The organism is Bradyrhizobium sp. WBAH42 (assembly GCF_024585265.1).
Lineage (GTDB): Bacteria > Pseudomonadota > Alphaproteobacteria > Rhizobiales > Xanthobacteraceae > Bradyrhizobium.
Genome location: NZ_CP036533.1, coordinates 4,208,018 through 4,233,115 on the forward strand (window position 1 = coordinate 4,208,018; position 25,098 = coordinate 4,233,115).

Here is a 25,098-nt window from a genome sequence, read left to right on the forward strand (position 1 = left end):
AGCCTCCGCGGTGGCCGCCCCGCTAGCTGCTCAGCAGCCGTCTGCCGGCCCGGAGGCAATGAGCCTTGAAGACGCTTCGTCAGCTTCTGTCCGCGGAGGACGTTGTCCAGCTCGTGATCCGGTTGGGCTTGCTCGGGCTGCTGATCTTCTGGACCTTCCTCGTGATACGGCCGTTCGTGCCGATCCTGAGCTGGAGCGCCGTGCTGGCCGTGGCGTTTCATCCCGTCTTCGCCTGGCTCGCCCAACGCCTCGGTGGCCGGCCCCGGACAGCTTCAGCCGTTCTCACCCTGGTCACGCTGGGCACCGTCATCGGTCCCGCCGCCTGGCTCGGCCTCAGTGCAGTCGAAGGGATCCGGGACCTCGCAGGCCAGATCGGCAGTGGCGATCTCGCGCTCCAGGCCGCACCGGAGCAGATCAGGAGCTGGCCGCTGATCGGTCCTCAGCTCTACGCGATCTGGAACGAGGCCTACACGAACATCCGTGCGGCGTTGCGCGAGGTGACGCCGTACTTGAAACCGCTCGCCGGAATGATGCTGTCGTTTGCCGGTGACACCGGAATTGGAATGCTCCAATTCCTGCTGTCGGTGATCGTCGCGGGTTTTCTGCTTCCGCACGGTGCGCAGTTCGTCGCCGCGCTCCGCGGCTTCCTGTTGCGCATCGTGCCCGGCCAGAGCGAGCACTTCCTCGAGCTCGCCGGCGCCACCATACGCGCCGTCGCGCAGGGCATCATCGGCGTCGCCATCCTTCAGGCCCTGCTGGCGGGCATCGGCTTCAAGCTCGCAGAGATCCCGAGCGCGGGACTGCTCGCGCTCGTCGTGCTCCTGCTGTCGATCGTCCAGATCGGCGCCGCCCCCGTTCTTCTCCCCGTGCTGGTCTGGATCTGGATGGACAAGGACGTGACCGTCGCCGTGCTGTTGACGGTCTATCTCGTCGTGGTCGGCCTGCTCGACAACGTGCTGAAGCCGCTCCTCATGGGGCGGGGCCTGACGACGCCGACGCTCGTCATCCTGATCGGGGTCATTGGCGGTACGCTCGCGCATGGGATCATCGGCCTGTTCATTGGGCCGATCATCCTGTCGGTGGCCTGGGAGCTTTCGACCGCGTGGATGGGGATCGGCCGCGCTACGCCCGCACGCGTCGATCAGGCGACCGTTGTCGCGAAGGATGCCGTCGAGGCGCGATTGACCTAGATTGAAAGGTTGACTTCAACCCGATGATGCTCCAATTCCTTGTCGGCACGCTCGTCAGCGTGATCAATATCGGAATCCACGCGCTCGTGACGGTGGTCGCCGTCACCATCGCCCGCAGTGCCGTCCCGCGCCATACCAGGCGGCCGCGATTGCACCTGATGAGCGCCATGATCGCGGTCGCCGTCGTGTTGAAGGCCGCCCACATGCTCGAAATTCTGACATGGGCGGTGACCTATCATGTCGTCCAGGCCGCCGCCGCCGACGCGGATATGCTCTACTTTGCGTTCGTCAACTACACCACGCTCGGCTATGGCGACATCACGCCGGTACGCGAATGGCGGCTGATCGGCCCGCTGACTGCCATGAACGGTGTTCTTCTGTTCGGCTGGTCCGCCGCCATTCTGTTCGAAGTCTTGCTCAAGACGCTCGACCGTCTCGGGCTCACGGAAAAACCCGGTGCGGACCTGCCGCGCACCTGATACTGTCGCCTCGGTCAATCGCGACCTTGCGGATCGTGAACGGCCTTTCGCCGGCTCAGGACTGCAGATCGAGGCTTGCGAGCTGGTGCCGGTCGAGCAGAACGATCTGGCGTTGGGTGTTGCCGATGAAGCCGAGAACGCCGAGCTCATGCAGTCGCGACAGAGCCCGCGAGACGGTCTCCAGCGTCAGGCCGAGATAGTCGGCGATATCGCGTCGCGACATCGGAAGCGCCATGACGCCGGCGGCCGTCAGGCGCTTGTCCATTTCGAGCAGGAACGCGGCGACGCGCTCCAGGGAGGTCTTGCGGCCGAGAAGCAGCATGTGGTCTTCCGCATGCTGGAGGTTGCTCGTGGTCATGCTGAGCAGGTTTCTGGCCACCATGGCATCGCCCTCGGCCACGGTTTCCAGGCTTTGGCGTTTGATCAGCCGCACCGTGGTGTCGACGATGGCTTCCGTCGTGAACCGATGCTCGCTGCCGTTCTCGAGCCCGAAAATGTCGCCGACGAGGTGAAATGCGCCGATCTGCCTGCGGCCGTCCGACAGCAGCTTGTAGCTTCGCACCGCGCCGGACTTGACCTGGTAGACATACTCGGCCGGCTCCTTCTCGCCGTAGATCTCGGAGCCTTTTCGGTAGGAAAATTCGCTTAAATTGACCAGTGCATTTGAATGACTTGCCATGCCGAGGTCGCGGAGAGTATTGGGACGCAGCGTGGAATCCGTCGTGATGCGAACGAACATAGGCCAACTCCTCAGCTTTTCCGCCTTTTCCGCCGAATTGGTCTGGCAAACGAAATGCTTTGCCGAGAATGCGCCGCGCAATCCCACTCCCGCCGAAGTTGATTTTCGACCAAGGAAGTATTCTTATCCATTGTCCCGAGGTTCATTGTACCAAAGGACAGCACTGGCGATTGCTGCGCTGGCTGAGAAGCCCAGCCACAGGGCAGATGCGACATATTGCGAAGCAGATATTTCGACCTTCAAACGTGAAGATCGATTTGAAAAATGAGTAGGACGTCGAGCGTCCCAATTGATTTTTGGCGAGAGGTAGAGTTGCCAGGCCTTGTTCACGTTGTTGACGACGACGCGTCCTTTCGGACCGCGATCGAGCGCCGGCTGAAGCTCGCGGGATACGAGGTAGCGACCTATGCTTCCGCAGTGGAGCTGCTGGACTCGCTGTCGGATGAGGAGCAGGTCGGGTGTATCCTGCTCGACGTCCGGATCCCTGGCCTGAGCGGTCCGGACCTGCAGGCCCGGCTGGTCGCGTCCGGTTCGATGTTGCCCATCATCTTCCTGACCGGTCATGCCGACACGCCAACGACGGTACGTGCGATCAAGGCCGGTGCGGAAGACTTCCTGACCAAACCGGTGTCGTCCGAGCAACTGCTCGATGCCATTGAGCGGGCGCTGGCCAGTCAGCGGACGGCGCGCGCCCAAGCCAGCAGGCTCGATTTGCTTCGTCGTCATCTGGCCGCGCTGACGCAGCGCGAGCGGCAGGTGTTTGATCTGATCGTGCGCGGCCGGATCAACAAGCAGATCGCGCATGAGCTGGGGACCACAGAGCGCACGGTGAAGGCGCACCGCCATCAAGTGATGGAGAAGATGCAGGTTCGCTCGCTGGCGGAGCTCGTTTCGATCGCAGAGCGTCTCGGAATGCTCGATCCGGACGAAGGCTGACGGCTTCAGGACGGCGTGAAGTTCCCTCAATCTGCCTGTCCCAAAGGACAATGCCAAGACGTGTTGACAGTGCGCGGCGAGCTGTGTGCTATAATGCACATACACCCGCGCAAAGAACGCGGAGCGATCGTATCCAATATCCCACCGTGGTCTTCCAGAAAGGCAAGTCGCCTTGCCCCTGCGCGAGTCCGTCTTTGTCGTAGACGACGATCTGTCCATGCGTACCAGCATGGACAGGCTCCTGCGAGGACACGGCTTCGCTACCACCCTGTTCGACACGGGTAGCGCCTTGCTCGATCACGGCAGGTTCCACACCGCGATCTGCATCATCCTCGACGTCAATCTGGGTGCAAAGTCCGGCATCGAGGTGCGGCGAAGCCTGGCTGAGAAAGGCATCGCGGCGCCGGTGATCTATGTCACCGGCAATGACAGCCCGGCAAACCGCGCCGCGGCGATTGCCTCAGGCTGCATCGCCTATCTGATCAAGCCCTTTGCGGCGCAGTCCTTGATCGAGTCCGTCGAGCGCGCCCGCGTCTTTTAGCTCCACGCCGGCCGTCATTCGTCGACATATTGCTCGAACGTCCTGGTCGGCGCCCCCGTGTGGGCGGAGGCAAATTGCGCCAAGGGAATCGAGGCCGTCAGGGCAAGAAGATTGGAATCGACGAGTTCGAGCAGAAGCGTCTGACCCTTTTCCATCTCCTCGACGATTGTTGGCGCCACGACGTCGGCCGCGATGCATAAATTGGTGAGACACCAGGTATAGGGAATGCGGAACGCGGCGCCATGGTCAACGGCCAATTTCGGTGATTGTTGCAGGTACATCCCGACCGGTACGAAAAGTTGCAGGCGGGCCGTGGGCGCGTCCTCCCGCTCGATCAGATCGATGCGCACGGCCGTCTGCCCGGTCGCGAACCGGCCGGTGATCGAGGTTCGGCAGAGGGTGGGCGCGCCGCCGGCCTTGAAGCACAATTTTTGCCAGCTGCCATAGCTGATGTCGTTTGCATCGCGCTGGCCGCGCGTTGCGAACTCGGGGGGCTTTTCGGATTGTGCCGCCTTGGACGAAGCGACAGCAGCGATCGTGGCGGCCCCGACTGCTGCAACAACCAGAAGGCCAGAGAGACAATCAAGAGCACGGGCCATCGCTGCAACTCCGAGATCGAGACTCAGTTCTGCGCATCGAGAAATTTGGCAACCAATGGCGACCAGAGCGGAACCGCGTCCGGCGAACCGATGAAGAAATGTCCCTCGTTGCCGAACGGCGGCATCAGGTGATATTCGGCCCGGCCGCCCGCGGCGATGAAGGCAGCGTGCATGCGCTTTGACAGCTCGGGACCGAAAAACGTGTCGTTCCCGATGTAGATCCACAGCATCGGCACGCGCGATGTGCGGCCGAAATCGGCGGTGGCCTCGACAAGGCGGTCGGGCGCGCAATTGTTGTTCGGCTTGCCGTCGACGCGTCCGCCGCGGCCCCCGGCAAAGACAATGATGGCCTTCACCTGAGTCGGATTCACGCTCGACAGGGCGATCGAGGCCCAGCCGCCGGCAGACTGGCCGACCACGATCACATCCTTCGGGATGATCCGCTTCTCGGCGGCCAGATAGTCAATGATCCAGAGATCGACCTGGGCGACCGCGAGGCCGGCATCACGGAAATTGGGATTGGTGCACTTTCCGATCTTCGAGAAGAACGGGCCGAACATCCCGCGTTCGGGGATGTCGATCGCCTGCGCGCCATAGCCGCTGCCCACTGGCGCCACCACGAGATAGCCGCGCTTCGCAAACCATTTGGCGGCGTCGCGAAATTCGACCAGCGGGAAAAGGCTGCGCTGGGTCGCGTCGAGCGAGACGCCGTGATTCATGATGACGAGCGGAAACGGTCCGTCGCCGACCGGGCGCACCAGATAGGCGAACATCGGCAGCGGCAGGGGCAGCGCCCAGATTTCCTCCTGGATGCGGACCTCGTCCCCGGCGCGCGTGGGCGATACGGCCATGAAGAGGGCGAGGAAGGTGATCGCGAGAGAATGGAGCAAGGCAGGTCCGCGTCGCATCCCCGCCTCCCTCAACCTGCGTAGGTTGCGGCCACGACGATCGGGCCGAGTACCGTGAGCACGACATTGCCGACCGCGTAGGGGACGGCGACGCCGAGCACCGGTGTCTGGCTCTCGGCAACGTCGCAGGCGCCGGTGACGGCGGCATCGACCGTCATCGCGCCGGCGAGCGCACCGCAGGTCACGACGGGGTTCATGCGCAGCAAATAATAGGCAACGAGCGTTCCGACCACCATCGGAACCAGCGTGACGACGATGCCCATGCCGACCAGCAACAGGCCGTGGGCCTGGATCGCCGACCATGCGGCGAGGCCGTTGCCGAGTCCGATCGCCGCGATGAAGCCGCCGAGGCCGATGTCGCTCAGGGTCTGCTGCGCCGCCGGCGGCATTGCGCCGATGCCGGGCCGGCGCGTCCGCAGCCAGCCGCAGACGAGCCCTGCGATCAGCGCGCCGCCACCGCCACCCAGCGCCAATGCGACAGTCCCGACTTTGAAGCTGGCAAGGCCGGCCAGAAGACCCACTGCGATGCCTGCGGCGAGATAGGCGATGTCCGTGCGGTCGCTCGTATTCAGGGCGTGTCCCACTTGCGCCGTTGCCCGCGCGATATTGCTGGTGCTGCCGACCAGCGTCATGACGTCGCCGAGGTAGACCCGCGTGTCGGGACCGAGCGGCACTTCCCGCCCCATGCGCGTCAGCGCACGCAGGAATACGCCGCGTGTATTGTCACCGAGCCGGTCAACGATCTCGCGCAGCGAGCGGCCGTGCATCTGGCGGTTTTCGACGAGCACCTCGATCACGTTGCCGGGCAGGTTGCGCAGCAGTTCCCCCGCGTCGATCTCGGCCCCCAGAATCGGCTTGGCTGCGACGATCGCCGCGGTCGGACCGGCAATGACGATGTCGTCGCCGGCCTCGAGCACGGTGTCCTGCTGCGGCTTGATGTCGGCCCCGCCCCGAACGATCCGCTCCACGACCGTGCGGCTGCCGATCTCCGCCTCGATGGCACCGATGGCACGACCAGCGCCGGCCGACACGCGATAGGCGCGGGCCTGGAATTTGCGATAGGACAGGTTTTCCGTCTTTGGCGGCGCACCGCCGGCGAGCTCCGCCTCGAGTTTTTTCGCCTCTGCCTTCAGATCGATCCGCATCAGCCGTGGCGCGATGAATGGCACGAAAAGGAGCGTCAGGATGTAGCCGAGCACGTAGGTCACTGCGTAGCCCGCCGCGATGTTGGCTTCCTGCTGCTTCAGCACGTCGCTAGGCAGGCCGAGCTGCGCCAGGGCGCCAGATGCGGTGCCGATCACTGAGGATTGCGTCAGCGCCCCGGCCGTCAGTCCCGCCGCTGTCCCTGTATCCAACGTGAAGACACGAGCGAAGATGAGCACCAGGACGAGCCCGGTGGCGCCGATCACCAGCGCCAGCACGACCTGCGTCAGGGTCCGCAGGCTCAGCGAAGCGAAAAATTCCGGTCCAGAACGGTAGCCGATGGTGAACACGAACAGGCTGAACAGGATCGCCCTGAGGATCGGCGGGAACGTGAAACTCCCGAGTTGTCCGATCAGCACGGCGACAATCAGGATGCAGGCGGTGGTTCCGATCGAGAAGCCGCGGATCCTGACGCGGCCGAGGATGGTGCCGATCGCAATCGCGAGCAGCAGGAAAATTTCCGGTGCGGTGGCAATGATCCACCTGACGGTTTCCATGGCATTCCCCGGCGCTTTGGCGTGATTTGATTGATGGCGGCGGGGGTGTTGCTTGATCCAGATCAAGCCTTCGCGGCAACGTGGCGGCGCCTATGACGCAATGGAATGTGCGCGACAGCCCGTATTGCCGACATGAGTACCTTTGACGTCGCAGCCGGCGCGATCCGCCGCGATGAGACAGTCGAGATCGTCCTGCTGCTCGCCTTTGCCGGCGGCTATATCGACGCTTATACCTGGATCATCCACGGTGTGATGGCGAACGCCCAGACCGCAAATCTGGTCTTCCTCTGGGTCTATGCGACGGCCGGCAACTGGGCGAAGGCCTTGCACTTCGTTCCGCCAATCCTGGCTTTCGCGATCGGAATCGTGCTTGCAGCCTGGCTGCGCCGCGTCGCGGGCGAGCGGGCCAGCGCGATCAGCACATTGATCGAGATCCTGCTCTTGATAGCGATCGGTATCCTGCATAATCGGCTGCCCGATCTGGCCGGAACGCTCGGTATTTCCGCCGTGGCGGCGATGCAGGCCGCGATGTTCCTCAAGGTCGAAGGCACAGCGTGCAGCACGGTGATGATCACCGGCAACATGCGTCAGGCTATCGAGAACGTCTTCGCAGTCGCAGCAGGGGGCGCGCCACTGGGAACGCTGCGGCGTTCGGGCATCTTCTTCGCACTATGTGCCGTGTTCGGCTTCGGTGCCGCGGCCGGCGCTCTTGCCACCAAGAACATTCCCGATCTCGCGTTGGGCCTGCCCGTGGTCGCGCTGTTGATTGTGTTGCTGCGCTGCGAAGCGTCCCGTTCGGAGGACGGGCGATGAACCGCTCGATGTCCGTCAGGAGTTTCTGGGACTGGGCGCCGAACCTCGCGGCCGCCTTCGGCCATGGCTATCCCGTTGCGGGCGGCCTGTCGCGATCGGCGCTGAACGACAATGCCGGCTGACGGACGCCGCTGGCACTGGTGACCTGCCCGGCGATGATCAGGCGAGTGTCGCACAACGAACGGCCTGATGTTGTCGTGTTGCGCTGCGAACGCATGGCATCGGGTCGCATAATGCATGCGACCGTTGACTTGGATCAACGGAGCGAGCAGCGCCGCACCCACCATCCCGCATTACCTTCGGTAAAAAGGATCGGGAGAGAGAGATGTCCAAAGACGCCAAGCCCGCACAGAAGCGTATCGACCAGTTCTTTTCCGGCCCTGGTGCACGGGCAGACGACTGGCGCGACCTAGTGGAAGCAGCAAAGACCTGGGCGCGCGTCGGCAATCGCACAGCCTATGACGCGGCACTGGCCGATCTTTCGATCACCGAAGAGTTTCACGGCTATCCCGGTCCGCACCTCATGGCGGCGCTGCGGGAAGCTGCGGCCGCCGGCGACGGCGCGTCATCGTTCGCCCTTGCGACGAGAATTGCCCAGGCGCTGGCGACCCGGTCCTTCCGCCAGCATGCCGGCGACTGGAACGCCAAGGACGACGGCAATGGTGACGCACCCGAACTGGTGCCGCCGGCCTTTGGCGCGCACGGCGCGCGCAGGCCGTATTTCGAGACCCTGATCGTCACCGGCGTATCATCCAGCCAATGGCCGGCGCTGGCCGCCGAATGGCGCAAGCTGCGGCGCCCGGTCGACGCATTCATCTATGAACCCGTCATCGTCGGCAGCCTGGAGGACGCCTTCTGCGCGACGATGCTCAATCCGAACATCGGAGCAGTCATCATCAACGAGGGTTTCGGCCTGCGTTCGCGCCACGATGCGCCGGTGTTGCGCTCGATCATGGCCACGGCCGGTCTCAACGACGAAACCGATGCCTCGGCGCTGCGGCTCGCCCAGATCATCAAGCGCGTCAGGCCCGAGCTCGACCTTTATATGATCTCGAACCGGGACGTGGAGGAGCTCGCCGGCAATCCCGAAGCGGATGTGGTCCGCCGCATCTTCTATTCCGTCGAAGAGCTGCTGGAACTGCATCTGTCGATCCTGGAAGGCATCCAGGATCGCTACGACACGCCGTTCTTCGACAATCTCAAGAAATACGCGCAGCGTCCGATCGGCACCTTCCATGCGCTGCCGATCGCGCGCGGCAAGTCGATCTTCAAGTCCGACTGGATACGGGACATGGGTGAGTTCTACGGCCCGAACCTGTTCCTGGCCGAGAGCAGCGCCACCACCGGCGGTCTCGACAGCATGCTGGAGCCGACCGGCAACATCAAGAAGGCGCAGGAGAAGGCGGCGAGGGCGCTCGGTGCCGATCGCGTCTTCTTCGTCACCAACGGCACCTCGACGTCGAACAAGATGGCGGTGCAGGCGCTGCTGGCGCCCGGCGACATCGCGATCGTCGACCGCAATTGCCACAAGTCGCATCATTACGGCATGGTGCTGGCCGGTGCGCAGCCGCTCTACGTCGAAGCCTTCCCGATGACGGAATATTCGATGTACGGCGCGGTGCCGCTGAAGACCATCAAGCAGGCGCTGCTGGGCGCCAAGGCCGACGGCCGGCTCGACCGCGTCAAGATGGTCGACCTGACCAACTGCACCTTCGACGGCCATATCTACAACACAAGGCGGGTGATGGAGGAATGCCTCGCCATCAAGCCCGATCTGATCTTCCTCTGGGATGAAGCCTGGTTCGGCTTCGCGCGGTTCTCGCCGTTCCTGCGCCGCCGCACCGGACTTGGCGCCGCCAACGAAATCGAGGCATGGATGCGCCATCCCAAGTCGGTCGAGGCCTATGAGAAGCAGCAGGCCGAGCTCGGCAAGAACCCGTCCGAGGAGGCGCTGCTCAAGACCCGCCTGATCCCGGATCCCAGACAGATCCGGCTGCGCGTCTACCAGACCAACTCGACCCACAAGTCGATGTCGGCGATCCGCCAGGGCTCGATGCTCTCGGTCAAGGACGTCGAATTCCACACCGTCGAGCAGCAGTTCAAGGAGGCGGTGTTCACCCACGCCTCGACCAGTCCGAACCAGCAGCTGATCGCGAGCCTCGACATCTCGCGGCGGCAGATGGAGCTGGAGGGCTATGGCCTCGTCGCCAATGCAATCGAGATTGCGTTCGCCATCCGCCAGGCAGTCAACAACAATCCGCTGATCTCGAAATACTTCCGTATCCTCGGTGCCGACGCCATGGTGCCGGCGCACTATCGCCAAAGCGGCTTCACCGACTTCCTCGCCCCCGGCGTCAACTGGGCGAATACGCTGAAGAGCCTGAACGAGGACGAGTTCTGCCTCGACCCGACCCGCATGACGCTGGTGTGCGGCATGGCCGGCTATGACGGCACGCAGTTCAAGGGCATTCTCGCCAACGAGTACAACATCCAGGTCAACAAGACCTCGCGCAACTCGGTGCTGGTCCAGTCCAACATCAACAACACCCGCAGCGACGTCGCGCATCTCGTCCGTGTGCTCGCCGAGATCGCGGGCGAGATCGATCGCGGCCTTGCCCAGGGCGGTGCCAATGCGCGGAAGGTCTTCGAGGCACGGGTGACGAGCCTCATGAAGGACGTGCCCGACCTGCCGAACTTCTCGCATTTCCACCCGAGCTTCCGCGGCGACGCCGGCACCAAGACCAATGAAGGCGACATCCGCAGCGGCTTCTACGCGGCCTATGACGTTGCCGGCTGCGAGCACATTCGCCTCAACGACCCCGAGATCGACCGGCGGCTGAAGGCCGGTCCCGAGCTCGTCTCGGCCAATTTCGTCATTCCCTATCCGCCGGGCTTCCCGATCATGGTGCCCGGCCAGGTCATCACCCAGGAGACCATCGACTTCATGCGCAAGCTCGATGTGAAGGAGATCCATGGTTACGACGCCAAGGAAGGGCTGAAACTCGTACGGACGGAAGCCTTGGCCAAGCTCGGCAAGCCAAAGCCCAGCGCGCAGCCCAAGCTCAAGGCCGCGTCATAGGCCGGGAGGGGACGAACATGCAGGCATTTTTCGAGTTCTTGCGGCAATACCCTTATTTGCTGCTGTTCTTCGTGGTCGGTCTCGCCGTCTATATCGGCCGGGCCAGCATCAAGGGTTATGGCCTCGGCATGGTCGCCGGTGCCATCGTGGTCGGCGCGGGCCTCTCGGTCTGGGCATCCAGCTATGGCGTGAAGCTGGAGCTGAATAACTTTGCCAAGAGCTTGTTCTACTATCTCTTCATGTACGGCGTCGGCCTGCGCGTCGGTCCCTCCTTCGTCAACAGCCTGAGGGGCGACGGCATCAAGTTCCTGTTCCTCGCCGTGGTGTCGAGCGTGATCGGCCTGGCGCTCGTTGTGATCGGTGCAAAGCTGTTCGCGCTTCCGCCCGGTGCGGCCGGCGGCATGCTGGCGGGTTCGCAGACCATGTCGGCGGCGATTGGTTCGGCCGAGCAGGCCGTCACGTCGGGCGTCGTGAAACTGCCTGCCGGGATGAAGCCAGAGGATGCCTCCGGCATGATCGCCTTGTCCTACGGTATCACCTACATTTGGGGCACCGTCGGCATCATCCTGATCTGCAAATATCTCCCGCGCTGGTGGGGCGTCGATGCCAAGGCTGCCGCGAAGCAGTATGAGCAGGAGTTCGGCGTCAAGGATCTCGAAGGCGGCGCTCTGACCGGCTATCGTCAGTTCGGTCTGCGGGCCTACCGGCTCGAAAATCCCGCGACGGTGGGGATGAGCATCGCCAAATTCCGCGCGGTCAATCCGGAATATCGGATCGTCAACGTGGGGCGTAATGGCGAGCCGCAGGGTGCTGATCCCGAGCTCGTGCTGCAGAAGGGCGATATCGTCGCGCTGGGCGGCTCGACCGAGCATCTGACCGAGAAGATGGGCCTGATCGGTCCGGAGGTCGCCGACGCCAAGACGCTCGGTATACCCATGGACCAGGCTGAAATCGTCGTCTTCAACAAGGACGTCGTCGGGCGTACTTTCGAATCCTTCCGCGACACGGCCATCGCCGGCCAGCTGCAGGTGACCAAGGTCGAACGGGGCGGCGTGCAGATCCCGGCCGGTCTCAAGACCAAGCTGGAACGCATGGACATCGTCTCGGTGGTCGGCCTGAAGTCGGCGGTCAACGAGCTCGGCGAGATGTGGGGCCGCATCGCGCGCGCCAACACCTCGACCGACCTGCTGACCCTGTCGGTCGGCATGATCATCGGCTTCCTGATCGGCATGATCGAATTCCCGGCCTTCGGCGCCAAGGTCGGCCTCGGCAATGCCGGCGGCCTGTTGCTGTCGGGCGTGATCGTGTCCTCGGTCGTGTCGCGTCTGCGCTTCTTCGGCAATACGCCGAATGCGGCGCGAAACGTGCTCGAGGATCTCGGCCTCGTCGTGTTCGTCGCGATCGTCGGCGTCAATGCCGGCGCCGGCCTGTTGGCTCAGCTCACCGGCGCGCTCGCGCTCAAGATCTTCATCGTCGGCTTCATCGCGTGCACGATCCCGCCGTTCATCGTCTGGGCGATCGGATTCCACGTCTTCAAGATCAATCCGGCGGTGCTGATGGGCGGCGTTGCCGGCGCGCGCTCGCATTCCGGCCCGTGCCGCGAGGCCGCGGTCGAGATCCAGAGCTCCGTGCCCTGGATCGGATTCCCGGTCGGCTATGCCGTCTCGGGCATCCTTCTCACCATCTTCGGCTACTTCGCCATGATCCTGGCTCAATAAGGGGAAGACACGTCATGAGAAAACTGATCTTCGGCGCCGTCCTGGTCGCCTCGCTCGCAACCGTTGCCGGCTTCAGCACGCCGACGCATGCCGATACCGGCCAGGTTGCGGTCGTCTTCACCAAGGGTGGCTTCATCGTCGGCGCCGGTGGCGGAGAGGGCGTTTTGGTCTACCGGGGCAAGAAGTATCCGTTCACGGTGTCTGGCATGAGCGTGGGCCTCACCATCGGGGCGTCGACGACGAAGTTCGTCGGTCGGGCGCTCAATCTGAAGGGGCCGGCATCCATCGAAGGCTCCTATGCCGTGGGAGGAGCGGGTGGGGCAATCGCCGCAGGTGCTGGCGCGGTTCAGTTGCAGAACAGCAATGGCGTCATCCTCCAGCTCAGCGGTCCCAAGGTCGGCGCGGAAGTATCGGCTGCCGTCGGTGGCGTCACAATCCGCCTGAAATCGAGCTGAACGAGCCGCGCAGCGCGCCCGTTCACGTGCGCGCTGCAGGAGCCCGCCTCACAAAGCCTTCGTCTTGTTGATTCAAATCAAGCTCGAATCGGATCGGTACCCGACCTTATCGTCGGGTGCCTATCGCGGTCGTGCGGCGGCATCATCCAACAGCGAGTGATGGCACCCCAATCTTCGGAGGAGATGCCATGTTTCGTTATCTTCTGGCTGCTCTTGCGGCCTTTGTCCTGCTCACCGTCAGCCTCATTCCCGACGATGCTTTCGCTCGTCGCGGTGGTGGCGGCTTTCATGGCGGCGGAGCGCGTGCAGGTGGCTTCCATGGCGGAGGTTTCCGCGGTGGTGCTGTACATGCGGGCCGCATCCATGGCGGGCATCGCGTCGCCGGAGGTGTGCGCCCTGCTCATCCGATAGCCGGTCGTCCCGGCCGCTATCCAGTCGCGGGTCGTCCGGGTCGTCCCGTCGCCGGTTATCCGGGATATCGTCCTGGCTACGGCTACGGCTGGGGCCGCGCGGCCGGCGCCGCCGCAGTTGGTGCTGCAGCAGCGGGCGCTTACGGCGCTTACGGCTACTACAACAACAGCTGTTATCAGGACACATACGGCAATTGGGTCTGTCCGCAGCAATACCGGTATGGCTATTGAGCGATCGACGGCGGCATCAGGGCGCCTAGCGGCCTGATGCTGCTCAATAGCGCTGCGCGACGAAATTCATCCCCTTGAGGCTGGTCTGGTCGTTGTAGCGTCCCTTGTCGGAGCGCTTCGGCAGCTTGATCGTGTCCTTCTTGATGCGCTTGTAGGGGATGGCGCCGAGAAGGTGGGCGATGCAGTTCAGCCGCGCCCTTCGCTTGTCGTCGGAGCGGACGATGTGCCAGGGTGCTTCCTTCGTGCTGGTCTTCTTCAGCATCAGGTCGCGCGCCCGCGAATAGTCGTACCACCGCCGGAAGGATTCCAGGTCCATCGGACTGAGCTTCCACTGCCGGACCGGGTCGTCGATACGGGCCTTGAAGCGGCGCTCCTGCTCGTCCATGCCGACCTCGAGCCAGATCTTGATCAGGATGATGCCGCCGTCGATGACGTATTTCTCCATCTGCGGGCACAGGTTGAGGAAGCGCTCGTGTTCGGCGGGGGTGCAGAAGCCCATGACGTATTCGACGCCGGCGCGGTTGTACCAGCTCCGGTCGAAGATCACGATCTCGCCGCCGGCCGGAAACCGCTCCATATAGCGCTGGAAGAACAATTGCGTCTTCTCGCGGTCGGATGGCGCGGGGAGGGCGACGACCCTGAATACGCGCGGGCTGACCTTCTCGGTGATCGCCTTGATCGTGCCGCCCTTGCCGGCGGCATCCCGGCCCTCGAACAGGATGATGACCCGGAGCTTGTTCTCCCGCACATAGTCCTGGAGGTGGCACAGCTCGACCTGCAGCTTCTCGAGCTCTTTCTCGTAATCCTTCCGCTTCATCCGCTCTGCAGCTGCGTCCTTGGCCATGCCTAGCCGTCCTAATCGTCCCAGGATATGGTCACGCCGATGTCGCCCGGCACGCCGCCGGGAAAATCGATGACCTGATAGGCGATGCGATAGCCGCGCGGTTTCAGGTAATCGGTCCAGAGCTGGAAGATCTCCTTGGGGATCCCGGTCAGAGTGTTCTCCCAGCCCTTCTCCATCTGATTGATGGCGCGGCCCTTGTCCGTGCACAGTGAGTTGGGGAAGCGATAGACCAGCACTTCCGTCAGGCCGTTTCGCACCGCGCGCTGGATGATGGTCGAGGCGAGCTTGATCTTCTCTTCCTCGGTCTTGCCCGACGGCTTGCTCAGGCGCTCGATCAGCGCACGCTTCTCGGCCTCGGCGGCGGCTGCGAGGCGGACATATTCCTCCGCCTTTTCAGCCTCCTTGAGGGCGGCTTCCTTTCGGATCTGGGCGGCGTTTGGGATGAGATCGTCTAGGCCGGGCATGGCGGGCGGCTCCTGATGGTTATCCAATCAGCACGCAGAAAACGCTAGGTCCGGCGCAAAAGCGTTCCCTTGATTCAAATCAAGCAAACGCGGACCTATCCGCACACAGTGCTGCACATGCATGTCTTGACCGGGAGAGACGCTTGAGCGACCAGCTTCATCCGATGGCCCCGCATCATCTGCCGTTCTATCTGGCGCCCGGGAGCGGGACCGACACGCTGATGGTGGTGATGGGCGTATTCCTGATCGGGATCGTGCTCTGGGTCGGCACGCTCTACTGGAAACTGCACAGCCTGCCCGAGCGGATGGCGCACAAATCGCAGAAATTGCAGTTCGAGCTCGTTGCGGTGCTCGGCTTGATCTCGCTGTTCACGCATATGCATATCTTCTGGATTGCCGGACTGCTCCTTGCGTTGATCGACATCCCGGATTTCGGCACGCCGCTGCGCAGCATTGCCGGATCCGTCGAAAAGATCGCGGATGCAACGCCGGTTTCCGATGGCGGGGATGTCTTGCCCGAGGCCGCTGCGACGCCGCTTCTGCAGGATAAGCCGGGACCCGCCAAGGAGAAGGAGCACAGCCATGTTTGAGCTGATGTTCTGTTCGCTGCTGACGATCCTGCCCGATTACCTCTACCGCCGTTATGTTCAGGGCAAGCGGTTCGGCAAGGAGATCACCTTCTTCTCGATCTGGTACGAGTTGCGCTGGGGCATCACCGCCTGCCTGATGCTGACGATCTCGTTGATCACGATGATCTTCTATTTCCATCCTGCAACGTCGTCCGCGACGCTGTACTTCCGCACCGTGCCGATCCTTCCCGAAGGCTCGGGCCGTGTCGCAGAGGTCAAGCTCGGCTTCAGCGCGCCGGTCAAGAAGGGCGATGTTCTGTTCACGCTCGACAGTTCGAAGCAGCAGGCTGCGTTCGAGACGGCCAAGCGGAAAGTTGCAGAGGTCGATGCCGCCATGCAGACGGCGCAGGCCGATGTGGTCAAGGCCGAGGCGCAGATCGGCGAGGCGAAAGCCAACTACCAGCAGGCCAAGGACGAGCTCGAGGTCAAGACTGAGCTCCAGCGCCGCAATCCGGGCATCGTTCCGCAGCGGGATATCGAAAAGCTCCAGGTCCTGGTCGACCAGCGCCAGGCGGGCGTCGACGCCGCAACGGCCGTGAAACAATCCGCATCTCTGCAGGTCTCCGTCCTGCTGCCGGCCCAAAAGGCCAGCGCCGAAGCCGCGCTCGACCAGGCTCAGGTCGATCTCGACAAGACCCTCGTACGCGCCGGCGTCGACGGGCGCGTCGAGCAGTTCCTGGTTCGCCCCGGCGACGTCGTCAACCAGCTGATGCGTCCGGCCGGCGTTCTCGTTCCGGAGGGTGCGGGCCGCAAGGCGCTCCAGGCCGGTTTCGGCCAGATCGAGGCGCAGGTGATGAAGACCGGCATGGTCGCGGAAGCGGCCTGCATCTCGAGGCCATGGGTGATCATCCCCATGGTGATCACGACAGTGCAGGACTACATCGCGGCCGGACAGTTCCGCTCCGGCGAGCAGCTCATCGATCCGCAGAATGCCGTCCGCCCCGGCACGATCCTCGTGTTTCTGGAGCCGCTCTACAAGGGCGGCCTCGACGGTGTCACGCCCGGCTCGAGCTGCATCGTCAATGCCTACACCAGCAACCACGAGGAGATCTCGGCCAAGGACACCCCGACCAGCCGGAAGATCGCGCTGCACGTCGTGGATGGCGTCGGCCTCGTGCATGCGCTGCTGCTGCGCATTCAGGCGCTGTTGCTGCCGATCCAGACACTCGTGTTGAGCGGCGGCCATTGAACGAGAGAAGCGGACGGAGCAGACTATGGGCGGGTCGTCACGCGCTGCTGAGGCCCGCCTCGGGGCTGTCCGTGCGCTGCAATCCGCGCTAAAATTGCCGGAGATCGCAGCCGGCGAAAGCTGCGGGGAGTGGAGCTGAGCGGGCGCATGTCCAGGGATGCGGTCAGGCCGGTTGCGGCTGCGTGGCTTTGTCTCGGCCTCTTGCTCGCCGCGTGCACGCTATGCAGTCCTGCGCGCGCGCAACCGGCACCGCGCAGCGAGCCCAAGCGTGTGCTGATGCTGCATTCCTTCGGGCGCGATTTCTTGCCCTGGAGCGAGTACGCACGCAGCATCAAGACCAATCTCGAGGAGCGCTCTCCTTGGCCGCTCGATATCCAGGAACATACGCTTCTTACCGCCCGGTTCATCGCGCCGGGTCCTGAGGGGCCCTTCGTCGAATATCTTGGCTCGCTGTATGAAGGGCGGCCACCTGACATCGTGATGAGCATTGGCGGGCCAGCGGCGGGATTCGTGCAAAGGCATCGCGAGAAGCTATTTCCGAAGGCGCCAATGGTCCTTACGACAGTCGAGGAACGATTGATCGACCGCTCACGCCTGACCCGGAACGACGCGGTAGTGTCAGTCCGTAACGAATTTGTCACGGCCTTCCGCAACGTTCTGCAGGTGCTGCCGGACACGCAGACGATAGCCCTCGTCATTGGCGCGTCTGCGTTGGAGAAATTCTGGCTCGAAGAGGTCAAGAGGGACGTCAAGCCGCTCGAAGGCCGGGTTTCGTTCGTTTGGTACGGCGATCTGTCGTTCGAGGACATCCTGAAACGGGCATCGACGCTTCCCCCGCACACGGTTCTGTTCTGGGGGTTGATGTCGGTCGACGCGGCGGGTGTCGTTCATGATGGAAATCTCGCCCTGCATCGCCTTCAGGCCGTCGCGAACGCCCCAATTTTCTGCTTTGAGGAGTCGTTTTTCGGACGCGACATTGTCGGCGGTCCGATGCATTCAATTCCTGAACTCGGCCAAAAGACCGCCGATGCGGCACTGCGAATTCTGGGCGGGGAAGAGCCTGCAAACGTCAGAATTGAACCGATCGCGTATGCCGCTCCTAAATATGATTGGCGGGAGTTGCAGCGCTGGGGCATCAGCGAGAGTCGCCTGCCGCCGGGAAGCACCATCCTGTTTCGCGAGCCGAATATCTGGCAGCGCTATCACTGGCAGATGTTGATGATCTCGGCCGTATTCCTGGTCCAGGCCGGACTCATCAGCGGGCTCCTGCACGAGCGTCGCCGCCGGCGGGTTGCCGAAGTCGAATCGCGTCAGCGGCTGACGGAACTCGCCCACGTCAACCGCTACTCGGCCGTTGGCGAGCTGACGACCTCGATCGCGCATGAACTGAACCAGCCCCTCGGATCGATTCTGACCAATGCCGAAACGGCAGAGCTCATGCTGAGGGCTGCCCAGCCCGATCTGGTCGAGCTCCAGCAGATCCTCGCCGACATCAGAAGGGACGACCAACGGGCGAGCGAGGTGATCCGCAGGCTGCGCAGCGTTTTGAAAAAGACCCCGTTCGAGGTCAAGGACATCGAGCTCAACGATACGGTGCGCGAAGCAATTGGTCTGGTGAAGGCGCTCGCCCAAGGGCGCCGGATCACGTTGAGCTATCTGCCGGTCATGGCCGGCCTTCACGTCAAGGGCGATCCGGTCCAGCTTCAGCAGGTCCTCCTCAACCTGATCATCAACGCGTTGGATGCGATCTCCGATGCGGACACCGGAAAGCGGGAGGTCAGCGTCGCGACTCTGCATGCCGGCCATCAGGCCGAAATCAGGATCAGCGATACCGGGCCTGGAATGGCCGCCTCCGACGTCGCGAACGTCTTCGATCCATTTTTTACGACGAAACCGCAAGGCATGGGCATGGGACTGGCGATCGCCAGGACCATCGTCGAGGCCCATCACGGCACGATCGCTGCTGCGAACCAGCCTGCGGGCGGCGCGCTGTTCACGATCCGGCTTCCGATCGCGCGCTGAGAGATGATGCGCGTTTCTCAGGGGCGGGCTGTCTCGACCGAAAATCCTTGTCGAATGCTCGTGCGTCCTTGCGCTGCAGCAGCCGCGACGGCCTGGTTTCGTTGATCTCGATCAACAAATGCTTGCGCCCCGGCTTGATCCTGCCGCACTGGAAGTCAGACGGAGGATGTGATGTTTCGTTGCGGCAAGACCCTGATGGCGCTGGCGCTCTTGATGGCGACTTCGGTCGCTGCAACGGCGCAGACCACAACGACACCTGCAGCGCCGGCGCCGCAGGCGCAGCCTGCCAGTACGCCTGCGCCGACGGCCGAGCTCTTGAAGCCCGAGCAGCTCGAAGCCCTCGTCGCGCCGATCGCGCTTTATCCCGACGAGTTGCTCGCCAACGTACTGGCCGCCTCGACCTATCCGCTGGAAGTGGTGCAGGCCGACCGCTGGCTGAAGGAGCGCAAGAGCCTGAAGGGCGATGCGCTGAAGACGGAAGTGGAGAAGCAGGGCTGGGACGACAGCGTCAAGGCGCTGGCCAGCACCGCCGACGTCCTCGCGATGATGAGCGAGCAGCTCGACTGGACCAAGAAGCTGGGCGATGCCTTCCTCGCGCAACAGCCCGACGTGATGGACGCGATCCAGCGTCTGCGCAACAAGGCCTATGACAACAAGAAGCTCGTCACCACCAAGCAGCAGAAGGTCAGCGTCCAGTCTCAGGAAGGCAAGCAGGTCGTCGTGATCCAGCAGGCCGATCCCGCGGCGATGTACGTGCCGTATTACGACCCGGCGACGGTCTACGGCAGCTGGCCCTATGCGGAATATCCGCCCTATTATTGGGGCTACCCGTCCTATATCGGCGCCGGCATGGTCGCGGCCGGCATCGCCTTCGGCACGGCCTGGGCGATCGGACGCTGGGGCAATTACTGGGGCGGCGGCTGCAACTGGGGCAACCGCAACGTTTATGTCAACCATCGCACCACGAACATCGGCAATGGCTGGCAACACAATCCGGCACATCGCGGCGGTGTCCGCTACAACAACAGCAATGTTCAGCAGCGCTTCGGCAACAACAATCTGAGGGCCGGCGTGTCGGACCGGATGGATTTTCGCGGCCGCGACGGCAACCAGGTGCTGCGCCCCAATCAGGGTGCCGGGGACCGTGCGGGTGATCGCGGCGGTCCAGGTGATCGCGCCGGCAATCGTGGCGACCGTCCGGGCGCGGGCGATCGCCCCAGCGCAGGTACGCGCGACCGGCCCGGCGGCGGCGATCGTGCCGGTGCGGGCGATCGCGCCAAAGGTGCGAACAAGGGCGCGAGCAAGGGCGGCGGCGATCGCGCCAAGGCTGCGAACCGCGCCGGCGGCGGTGCGGCCAATCGTGGCGGCGGCGCCAATCGCGGCGGTGCCATGAACGTTTCCTCCGGCCGCTCGGCTGCCGCCGCATCCGCGCGCGGCCGCAGCAGCATGGCGAGCATGCCGCGCGGTGGCGGCGGCGGACCAAGCTTCGCCGGCCGCGGTGGCGGTGGCGGCATGGCGATGCGTGGCGGCGGTGGAGGAGGCGGCTTCCGCGGCGGTGGCGGCGGTGGCCGGCGTTCCGACATCGCGTTGAAGCATGATGTCGTCCTGCTCGGTCATCTCTCGAACGGCCTTGGCTATTATCGGTTCAGCTATATCGGCAGCGGCAAGGCCTATGTCGGCGTGATGGCGCAGGAGGTCGAGCAGGTGATGCCCGATGCCGTGACCCGCGGCAGCGACGGCTATCTGCGCGTCCATTACGAAAAACTCCGCCTGACGTTCCGCACCTATCGCGACTGGCTCGCTCGCGGCGCGAAAATTCCTGCGGAGGTGATGCCATGAGTGCTCTGAAATCGTTTAACCGTGCGCTGCTCCCCGGCGTGCTCGCGCTCGTGCTGCTCGGATCGGCCTCTCTCGCGCAGGAATCCTACAAGACACCGGAAGAGGCCGCCTCTGCCCTTGCTGCCGCGGTCAAGAGCGGCCCGAAAGACATTTTGAAGGTGCTCGGCAGGAACGCGGAGGACATCGTCTCATCCGGTGACGAGGTCGCCGACAACGACATCCGTCAGCGCTTCACCTCCATGTATGACGCCAAGCACGGCATCAAGGCGGAGGGCAACAAGACTGCCACCTTGATCCTCGGGCCCGACGATTTCCCGTTCCCGATTCCGCTGGTCAACAGCAGGACGGGCTGGGCGTTCGACACCGACGAGGGACGGATCGAGGTGCTGCGCCGTCGCATCGGCCGCAACGAGCTCGACGCGATCCAGACCGCGCTCGCCTTCGTCGACGCGCAAAACGAATATGCCGAGAAGGACCGCGGCGAGGGCGTCGGCGTCTACGCGCAGCGCATCGTCTCCTCGCCCGGCAAGAAGGACGGCCTGTTCTGGCGCGACGACAGCGATCCGAGCCCGCTCGGTGCGCTCGCGGCCGAAGCCTCGAAGGAGGGCTATCGCGGTAACGATGTCGGACCTGAACCTTATCACGGTTATTACTTCCGGATTCTCAAAGGGCAGGGGCGGGATGCGCCCGGCGGCGCGCTCAACTACGTCGTCAAGGGCAAGATGATCGGCGGCTTCGCCCTGATCGCCTGGCCCGCGGAATACGGCAATTCGGGCGTCATGACCTTCCTCGTCAATCATGACGGCGTCGTCTATCAGAAGGATCTCGGCCAGCGCACCGAGTTCATCGCGCAGCGCATCACGCTGTTCGATCCCGACCAGACCTGGAAGAAGGTCGATGCCGCAAAACCCTGAGCCGCGCCTGCGCGGGCGCGCATTTCGCCTGATCGTGTTGCTTCTGCTCGCACTCGGGCTGACCGCGCCGGCGACGCCGTCCTTCGCGCAGGCAGCCGGTCAGGTCAGAGTGAAGATCGTCAAGGCAGGCCTCCTGGTCGGCGGTGGCGCCGGCAGCGGCGTGTTGACGTACCGGGGCAAGACCTATCCCTTCAAGATCAGCGGCCTGAGTTTCGGCATCACGGTCGGTGCAACTTTCGGCCGTCTCGACGGCTGGGCATCCGGCATCCGGGAGGTCGGTGATTTCGCCGGCACCTACAGTTCCGTCGGCGGCGGCTTTGCGCTGGTCGGCGGTGCCAACGGTGTGCACCTCCGCAACGAAAAGGGCGTCACGATGGTGTTGCAAGGCCCGAAGGCGGGACTCGAGCTGGCGGCCAATATCAGTCAGATCACGATCGCTTTGAGGTGAAGGCTCAGGCCGGGCGCGCGGATGCAAGTGAGAGCGACAGGCGCACCGTTCTCGGATCTTCACTCCGTCCAGGCCTGAATCCCGCCTTCGCGAACACGCTGCGCATGGGCGTGTTGTCGGACAGAACCTCGGCCGTGAGCTCTCTTATGCCTTGTTCGCGCGCGATGTCTGTCAGGTGTCTCAGCAGCAGCGAGCCTACGCCGCGACCTTGCCAGGCATCCACCACGACGAAGGCCATCTCGGCCTGACCGGGCTCGACGACAACGTACCGGCCCCCGCCGATAATGGCGTATCGACCCTGTTCTTCTGCGAGAGCGGCCAGCGCAACGTGATTGCTGAAATCCACGTCCATAAAGTAGGCGCGCTCCTTCTCCGAGAAGTGCCGTTTCAAAACGAAGAACCGGCTCTGCAGCGACTGCGGGCCGGTACGCGCGATGGCAGCGAGCATATCCGCCTCGTCGCTGGCGCGAAGCGCGCGGATCTGGATCGGAGTGCCGTCCTTCAGGACGGTTTGGACGCTGTAAGTTGCAGCTTGTGACATGACGATGTTGCTCGTCCAAACCGTCCAGCCGGGTCTCATGCCTTGTGATGCAGGATAGAGGCCTCCCAAGCGTGCAGATCATCTTGACCTAGATCAACGTTCGTCCTCCCCCAGCGCCGTCAATTGGCGAGGGCGACGGAGAGGTCGAGAACATGTCCATGGACAACGTACAAATTCCGGGCGGTCCCATGTCGGGGCTGGTCGCCTCGGCAGTCGAATACCTGGTCGACGCGGGACAGCGCAGTGTTCTGTTCCTAGATATCATGCGCCGGCGCGGGGATCAGTACAGGGAGCATGTCGCGCAAACCGCCCCGCATGTTCTGCAATATGCGGCCGAATTGATCATGGACGGGCGCCAGCTCGCCGAACCCGTCAATTACGCGCTGGTACGCATCGTTCCGCCTGCCAACGTCGAGATCGACATGAACCGGCGGCCGTTCGTCGTGGTCGATCCACGTGCGGGCCACGGCCCCGGCATCGGCGGCTTCAAGGCCGACAGCGAGATCGGGGTGGCGATGAAGGCAGGCCATCCCTGCTACTTCATCGGATTCCTGCCGGACCCGATGCCCGGTCAGACCATCGAGCGCATCGCGCGTGCCGAAGCCATCTTCATCGAAAAGGTCATGAGCCTTCACCCGGATGCCGACGGCAAGCCCTGCGTGATCGGCAATTGCCAGGCCGGATGGGCCGTCATGATCCTGGCCTCGCTGCGTCCCGAGCTGTTCGGCCCGCTGATCATCGCCGGCGCGCCACTGGCCTATTGGGCCGGCGTGCACGGAAAGTATCCGATGCGCTACTCGGGCGGGCTACTTGGCGGAAGCTGGTTGACGGCCCTGACGTCTGATCTCGGCGCCGGCAAGTTCGATGGTGCATGGCTGGTGCAGAACTTCGAGAACCAGAACCCTTCGAATACGCTCTGGACCAAGCAGTACAACGTCTATTCCAAAGTCGACAGCGAGGCAGATCGCTACCTCGAATTCGAGCGTTGGTGGGGCGGCCACGTCAATTTGAACGCCGAGGAGATTCAGTTCATCGTCGATGAGCTGTTCGTCGGCAATAACCTCGCCGCCGGCAACATCGAAATGTCCGATGGCCGGAAGGTTGATCTTCGCAACATCAGATCCCCGATCGTGGTGTTCTGCTCGGAGGGCGACAACATCACACCGCCGCAGCAGGCGCTGCATTGGATCCCCGATTGCTATGCCGATGTCGATGAGATCAGGGCCTACGGCCAGACCATCGTCTACACCGTGCACCAGAGCATCGGCCATCTCGGCATCTTCGTCTCCGGCGGCGTTGCCAAGAAGGAGCACGCGGAATTTTCCAGCAACATCGACCTCATCGACGTTCTGCCGCCCGGGCTCTATGAAGCAACATTCGAGGCTAAGGACGAGGAAACCGCAAGTTCGGATCTGGTCGTCGGCCAGTGGGTGATGCGATGCGAGGCACGGACGCTCGACGACATCCGCGCCATGGGCGGCAATTCGCCCGAGGACGAGCGACGCTTTGCCACCGCCAAGCGGATTTCGGAAATCAACCTGGCGGCCTATCAGAAATTCGTCCAGCCGTGGGTCAAGCGCATGGTGACGCCAAGGATGGCGGAATGGGCTCACAACATGCATCCGCTGCGGCTGCAATACGAGCTGTTCAGCAGCCAGAATCCCTATATGGCGGCGGTGAAATCATTGGCCGAGAAGGCCGCCGAGGAGCGCAAGCCGGTCGCTGCGGACAATCCGTTCCTGGCGTTCCAGGAGCAGATCTCGAAGCAGGTCGTTCACGCCCTCGACAGCTGGCGCGATTCACAGGAGGCACTCAGCGAAGCGATGTTCCTCAGCGTCTACGGGTCCCCGGCGCTCCAGGCGGCGGTCGGGATCGACCCGACGTCCACGCCGTCGCGTCGGCGTGAGATGTCCGCCGAGCATCGCGCCATGCTCGAGAAGCGCATCGCCGATCTGAAGTCGCGGATCGGTGAAGGCGGCCTCCGTGAAGCGGCGCTGCGCGCTTTGCTCTATGTCGGCTCGGCACGGGGGATGGTGGACGAACGCAGCATCGAGGCTCTGCGCCAGGTTCGCAGGGATCATGGCGGCGCACGCATGTCGCTTGCCGAGTTCAAGATGCTGGTACGCGAGCAGTTCTTCATGCTGTTGCTCGATCGAGAATGGGCGCTCGCCGCAATACCGAAATTGCTGCCTGACGACATGAACGTTCGTCGCGCAGCATTTGAAGCGATCGAGCAGGTGCTGTCGGCCAGTGCGGACGTCACGGGCGAGCGCGCAAACCGGCTGCGGCAGATCGCTGGCCTGTTTGGCCTCGAGACCGCGGAAGGTTCCGAAAGGGCGTCGAACGTTGCCCCTTTCGACCCTAAGGCGAAGGCTTCGTAACGCGGGTTGTGAGGATCGGGAGCGACATC

General features: G+C 63.5%; 24 protein-coding genes and 1 pseudogene. 18 read left to right on the top strand and 7 right to left on the bottom strand.

Translation table 11 applies throughout. From position 1 onward, the window contains the following. The first annotated feature begins 65 nt into the window (after positions 1–65). Both DCG74_RS19505 and DCG74_RS19510 read left to right on the top strand, forming a co-directional pair. Positions 66–1,190: an AI-2E family transporter gene (locus tag DCG74_RS19505; RefSeq protein ID WP_172784552.1), complete on the top strand. Its 1,125-nt coding sequence runs from the start codon at positions 66–68 to the stop codon at positions 1,188–1,190. Between the two features lie 23 nt (positions 1,191–1,213). Then, complete coding sequence (locus tag DCG74_RS19510; RefSeq protein ID WP_172784553.1) at positions 1,214–1,669, top strand: potassium channel family protein; 456 nt, start codon at positions 1,214–1,216, stop codon at positions 1,667–1,669. A 55-nt stretch (positions 1,670–1,724) separates the two neighbouring features. Here the strand turns inward: DCG74_RS19510 and DCG74_RS19515 are convergent, their stop codons facing one another. After that, entirely contained in the window at positions 1,725–2,408 is a 684-nt protein-coding gene (locus tag DCG74_RS19515) for a helix-turn-helix domain-containing protein (protein ID WP_172784554.1), read from the bottom strand. Between DCG74_RS19515 and DCG74_RS19520 the strand changes: the two genes are divergently transcribed. The 3 genes from DCG74_RS19520 to DCG74_RS19530 all read left to right on the top strand — a co-directional run bounded on the left by DCG74_RS19520 (position 2,392) and on the right by DCG74_RS19530 (position 3,885). After that, positions 2,392–2,676 (top strand): hypothetical protein, encoded by a 285-nt coding sequence (locus DCG74_RS19520; RefSeq protein WP_172784555.1) that lies wholly within the window; start codon positions 2,392–2,394, stop codon positions 2,674–2,676. The genes DCG74_RS19515 and DCG74_RS19520 overlap by 17 nt on opposite strands. Before the next feature lie 44 nt (positions 2,677–2,720). Continuing rightward, positions 2,721–3,344: a response regulator transcription factor gene (locus DCG74_RS19525; protein ID WP_172784556.1), complete on the top strand. Its 624-nt coding sequence runs from the start codon at positions 2,721–2,723 to the stop codon at positions 3,342–3,344. A gap of 172 nt (positions 3,345–3,516) precedes the next feature. Further along, positions 3,517–3,885: a response regulator transcription factor gene (locus DCG74_RS19530; RefSeq protein ID WP_172784557.1), complete on the top strand. Its 369-nt coding sequence runs from the start codon at positions 3,517–3,519 to the stop codon at positions 3,883–3,885. Positions 3,886–3,899: 14 nt separating this feature from the next. Here DCG74_RS19530 and DCG74_RS19535 read toward each other — a convergent pair whose 3' ends face one another. From DCG74_RS19535 to DCG74_RS19545, 3 genes are all read right to left on the bottom strand, one after another. Next, positions 3,900–4,313, bottom strand: coding sequence for an invasion associated locus B family protein (locus tag DCG74_RS19535; protein WP_306557859.1), 414 nt, complete (start codon positions 4,311–4,313; stop codon positions 3,900–3,902). A gap of 194 nt (positions 4,314–4,507) precedes the next feature. Beyond that, the gene (locus DCG74_RS19540) at positions 4,508–5,335 is read right to left on the bottom strand and encodes a S9 family peptidase (protein WP_246708772.1); all 828 of its coding nucleotides are present in this window, start codon (positions 5,333–5,335) and stop codon (positions 4,508–4,510) included. A 68-nt stretch (positions 5,336–5,403) separates the two neighbouring features. After that, a complete protein-coding gene (locus tag DCG74_RS19545) occupies positions 5,404–7,092 on the bottom strand; it encodes an aspartate:alanine exchanger family transporter (protein WP_172784560.1) in 1,689 nt (562 codons plus the stop codon). Positions 7,093–7,224: 132 nt separating this feature from the next. Between DCG74_RS19545 and DCG74_RS19550 the strand changes: the two genes are divergently transcribed. The 6 genes and pseudogenes from DCG74_RS19550 to DCG74_RS19575 all read left to right on the top strand — a co-directional run bounded on the left by DCG74_RS19550 (position 7,225) and on the right by DCG74_RS19575 (position 13,798). Beyond that, on the top strand, positions 7,225–7,905 hold the full coding sequence (locus DCG74_RS19550) for a YoaK family protein (protein ID WP_172784561.1): 681 nt from the start codon (positions 7,225–7,227) through the stop codon (positions 7,903–7,905). A 4-nt stretch (positions 7,906–7,909) separates the two neighbouring features. Beyond that, positions 7,910–8,024, top strand: a pseudogene (locus DCG74_RS19555) (SulP family inorganic anion transporter); the annotation flags it as partial. 206 nt (positions 8,025–8,230) lie between these two features. Beyond that, on the top strand, positions 8,231–10,984 hold the full coding sequence (locus DCG74_RS19560; RefSeq protein ID WP_172784562.1) for a decarboxylase: 2,754 nt from the start codon (positions 8,231–8,233) through the stop codon (positions 10,982–10,984). Between the two features lie 17 nt (positions 10,985–11,001). Then, on the top strand, positions 11,002–12,702 hold the full coding sequence (locus tag DCG74_RS19565) for an aspartate:alanine exchanger family transporter (RefSeq protein WP_172784563.1): 1,701 nt from the start codon (positions 11,002–11,004) through the stop codon (positions 12,700–12,702). Between the two features lie 14 nt (positions 12,703–12,716). After that, a complete protein-coding gene (locus DCG74_RS19570; RefSeq protein WP_172784564.1) occupies positions 12,717–13,157 on the top strand; it encodes a hypothetical protein in 441 nt (146 codons plus the stop codon). Between the two features lie 188 nt (positions 13,158–13,345). Beyond that, positions 13,346–13,798 (top strand): hypothetical protein, encoded by a 453-nt coding sequence (locus DCG74_RS19575; protein ID WP_172784565.1) that lies wholly within the window; start codon positions 13,346–13,348, stop codon positions 13,796–13,798. A 43-nt stretch (positions 13,799–13,841) separates the two neighbouring features. Here DCG74_RS19575 and ppk2 read toward each other — a convergent pair whose 3' ends face one another. Both ppk2 and DCG74_RS19585 read right to left on the bottom strand, forming a co-directional pair. Then, complete coding sequence (gene ppk2 / locus DCG74_RS19580) at positions 13,842–14,642, bottom strand: polyphosphate kinase 2 (protein ID WP_172784566.1); 801 nt, start codon at positions 14,640–14,642, stop codon at positions 13,842–13,844. Positions 14,643–14,653: 11 nt separating this feature from the next. Further along, positions 14,654–15,106 (bottom strand): hypothetical protein, encoded by a 453-nt coding sequence (locus DCG74_RS19585; protein WP_172784567.1) that lies wholly within the window; start codon positions 15,104–15,106, stop codon positions 14,654–14,656. A 164-nt stretch (positions 15,107–15,270) separates the two neighbouring features. Between DCG74_RS19585 and DCG74_RS19590 the strand changes: the two genes are divergently transcribed. The 6 genes from DCG74_RS19590 to DCG74_RS19615 all read left to right on the top strand — a co-directional run bounded on the left by DCG74_RS19590 (position 15,271) and on the right by DCG74_RS19615 (position 22,147). Further along, a complete protein-coding gene (locus DCG74_RS19590) occupies positions 15,271–15,696 on the top strand; it encodes a hypothetical protein (RefSeq protein ID WP_172784644.1) in 426 nt (141 codons plus the stop codon). Next, entirely contained in the window at positions 15,689–16,924 is a 1,236-nt protein-coding gene (locus DCG74_RS19595; protein ID WP_172784568.1) for an HlyD family secretion protein, read from the top strand. The genes DCG74_RS19590 and DCG74_RS19595 overlap by 8 nt, the downstream gene beginning before the upstream one ends. 147 nt (positions 16,925–17,071) lie before the next feature. Then, positions 17,072–18,946, top strand: a complete 1,875-nt coding sequence (locus DCG74_RS19600; protein WP_172784569.1) for a HAMP domain-containing sensor histidine kinase — start codon at positions 17,072–17,074, stop codon at positions 18,944–18,946. Positions 18,947–19,117: 171 nt separating this feature from the next. Then, the gene (locus DCG74_RS19605; protein WP_172784570.1) at positions 19,118–20,785 is read left to right on the top strand and encodes a DUF3300 domain-containing protein; all 1,668 of its coding nucleotides are present in this window, start codon (positions 19,118–19,120) and stop codon (positions 20,783–20,785) included. Then, positions 20,782–21,699, top strand: coding sequence for a DUF2950 domain-containing protein (locus tag DCG74_RS19610; RefSeq protein WP_172784571.1), 918 nt, complete (start codon positions 20,782–20,784; stop codon positions 21,697–21,699). The genes DCG74_RS19605 and DCG74_RS19610 overlap by 4 nt, the downstream gene beginning before the upstream one ends. After that, complete coding sequence (locus tag DCG74_RS19615) at positions 21,683–22,147, top strand: hypothetical protein (RefSeq protein ID WP_172784572.1); 465 nt, start codon at positions 21,683–21,685, stop codon at positions 22,145–22,147. Before DCG74_RS19610 ends, DCG74_RS19615 begins: the two co-directional genes overlap by 17 nt. 4 nt (positions 22,148–22,151) lie before the next feature. On the opposite strand, the gene DCG74_RS19620 is transcribed toward DCG74_RS19615, so the two are convergent. Continuing rightward, positions 22,152–22,688, bottom strand: coding sequence for a GNAT family N-acetyltransferase (locus DCG74_RS19620; protein WP_172784573.1), 537 nt, complete (start codon positions 22,686–22,688; stop codon positions 22,152–22,154). A 152-nt stretch (positions 22,689–22,840) separates the two neighbouring features. Here DCG74_RS19620 and DCG74_RS19625 point away from each other — a divergent pair, with 152 nt between their 5' ends. After that, a complete protein-coding gene (locus DCG74_RS19625) occupies positions 22,841–25,069 on the top strand; it encodes a DUF3141 domain-containing protein (RefSeq protein ID WP_172784574.1) in 2,229 nt (742 codons plus the stop codon). Positions 25,070–25,098 lie beyond the last annotated feature (29 nt).

Excerpts from the sequence above, each read along its gene's own strand:
- DCG74_RS19510 (WP_172784553.1), top strand. The coding sequence starts at position 1,214 with ATGATGCTCCAATTCCTTGTCGGCACGCTCGTCAGCGTGATCAATATC.
- DCG74_RS19515 (WP_172784554.1), bottom strand. The coding sequence starts at position 2,408 with ATGTTCGTTCGCATCACGACGGATTCCACGCTGCGTCCCAATACTCTC.
- DCG74_RS19540 (WP_246708772.1), bottom strand. The coding sequence starts at position 5,335 with ATGGCCGTATCGCCCACGCGCGCCGGGGACGAGGTCCGCATCCAGGAG.
- DCG74_RS19545 (WP_172784560.1), bottom strand. The coding sequence starts at position 7,092 with ATGGAAACCGTCAGGTGGATCATTGCCACCGCACCGGAAATTTTCCTG.
- DCG74_RS19550 (WP_172784561.1), top strand. The coding sequence starts at position 7,225 with ATGAGTACCTTTGACGTCGCAGCCGGCGCGATCCGCCGCGATGAGACA.
- DCG74_RS19560 (WP_172784562.1), top strand. The coding sequence starts at position 8,231 with ATGTCCAAAGACGCCAAGCCCGCACAGAAGCGTATCGACCAGTTCTTT.
- DCG74_RS19565 (WP_172784563.1), top strand. The coding sequence starts at position 11,002 with ATGCAGGCATTTTTCGAGTTCTTGCGGCAATACCCTTATTTGCTGCTG.
- DCG74_RS19570 (WP_172784564.1), top strand. The coding sequence starts at position 12,717 with ATGAGAAAACTGATCTTCGGCGCCGTCCTGGTCGCCTCGCTCGCAACC.
- DCG74_RS19575 (WP_172784565.1), top strand. The coding sequence starts at position 13,346 with ATGTTTCGTTATCTTCTGGCTGCTCTTGCGGCCTTTGTCCTGCTCACC.
- ppk2 (WP_172784566.1), bottom strand. The coding sequence starts at position 14,642 with ATGGCCAAGGACGCAGCTGCAGAGCGGATGAAGCGGAAGGATTACGAG.
- DCG74_RS19585 (WP_172784567.1), bottom strand. The coding sequence starts at position 15,106 with ATGCCCGGCCTAGACGATCTCATCCCAAACGCCGCCCAGATCCGAAAG.
- DCG74_RS19590 (WP_172784644.1), top strand. The coding sequence starts at position 15,271 with ATGGCCCCGCATCATCTGCCGTTCTATCTGGCGCCCGGGAGCGGGACC.
- DCG74_RS19595 (WP_172784568.1), top strand. The coding sequence starts at position 15,689 with ATGTTTGAGCTGATGTTCTGTTCGCTGCTGACGATCCTGCCCGATTAC.
- DCG74_RS19600 (WP_172784569.1), top strand. The coding sequence starts at position 17,072 with ATGTCCAGGGATGCGGTCAGGCCGGTTGCGGCTGCGTGGCTTTGTCTC.
- DCG74_RS19605 (WP_172784570.1), top strand. The coding sequence starts at position 19,118 with ATGTTTCGTTGCGGCAAGACCCTGATGGCGCTGGCGCTCTTGATGGCG.
- DCG74_RS19610 (WP_172784571.1), top strand. The coding sequence starts at position 20,782 with ATGAGTGCTCTGAAATCGTTTAACCGTGCGCTGCTCCCCGGCGTGCTC.
- DCG74_RS19615 (WP_172784572.1), top strand. The coding sequence starts at position 21,683 with ATGCCGCAAAACCCTGAGCCGCGCCTGCGCGGGCGCGCATTTCGCCTG.
- DCG74_RS19620 (WP_172784573.1), bottom strand. The coding sequence starts at position 22,688 with ATGTCACAAGCTGCAACTTACAGCGTCCAAACCGTCCTGAAGGACGGC.
- DCG74_RS19625 (WP_172784574.1), top strand. The coding sequence starts at position 22,841 with ATGTCCATGGACAACGTACAAATTCCGGGCGGTCCCATGTCGGGGCTG.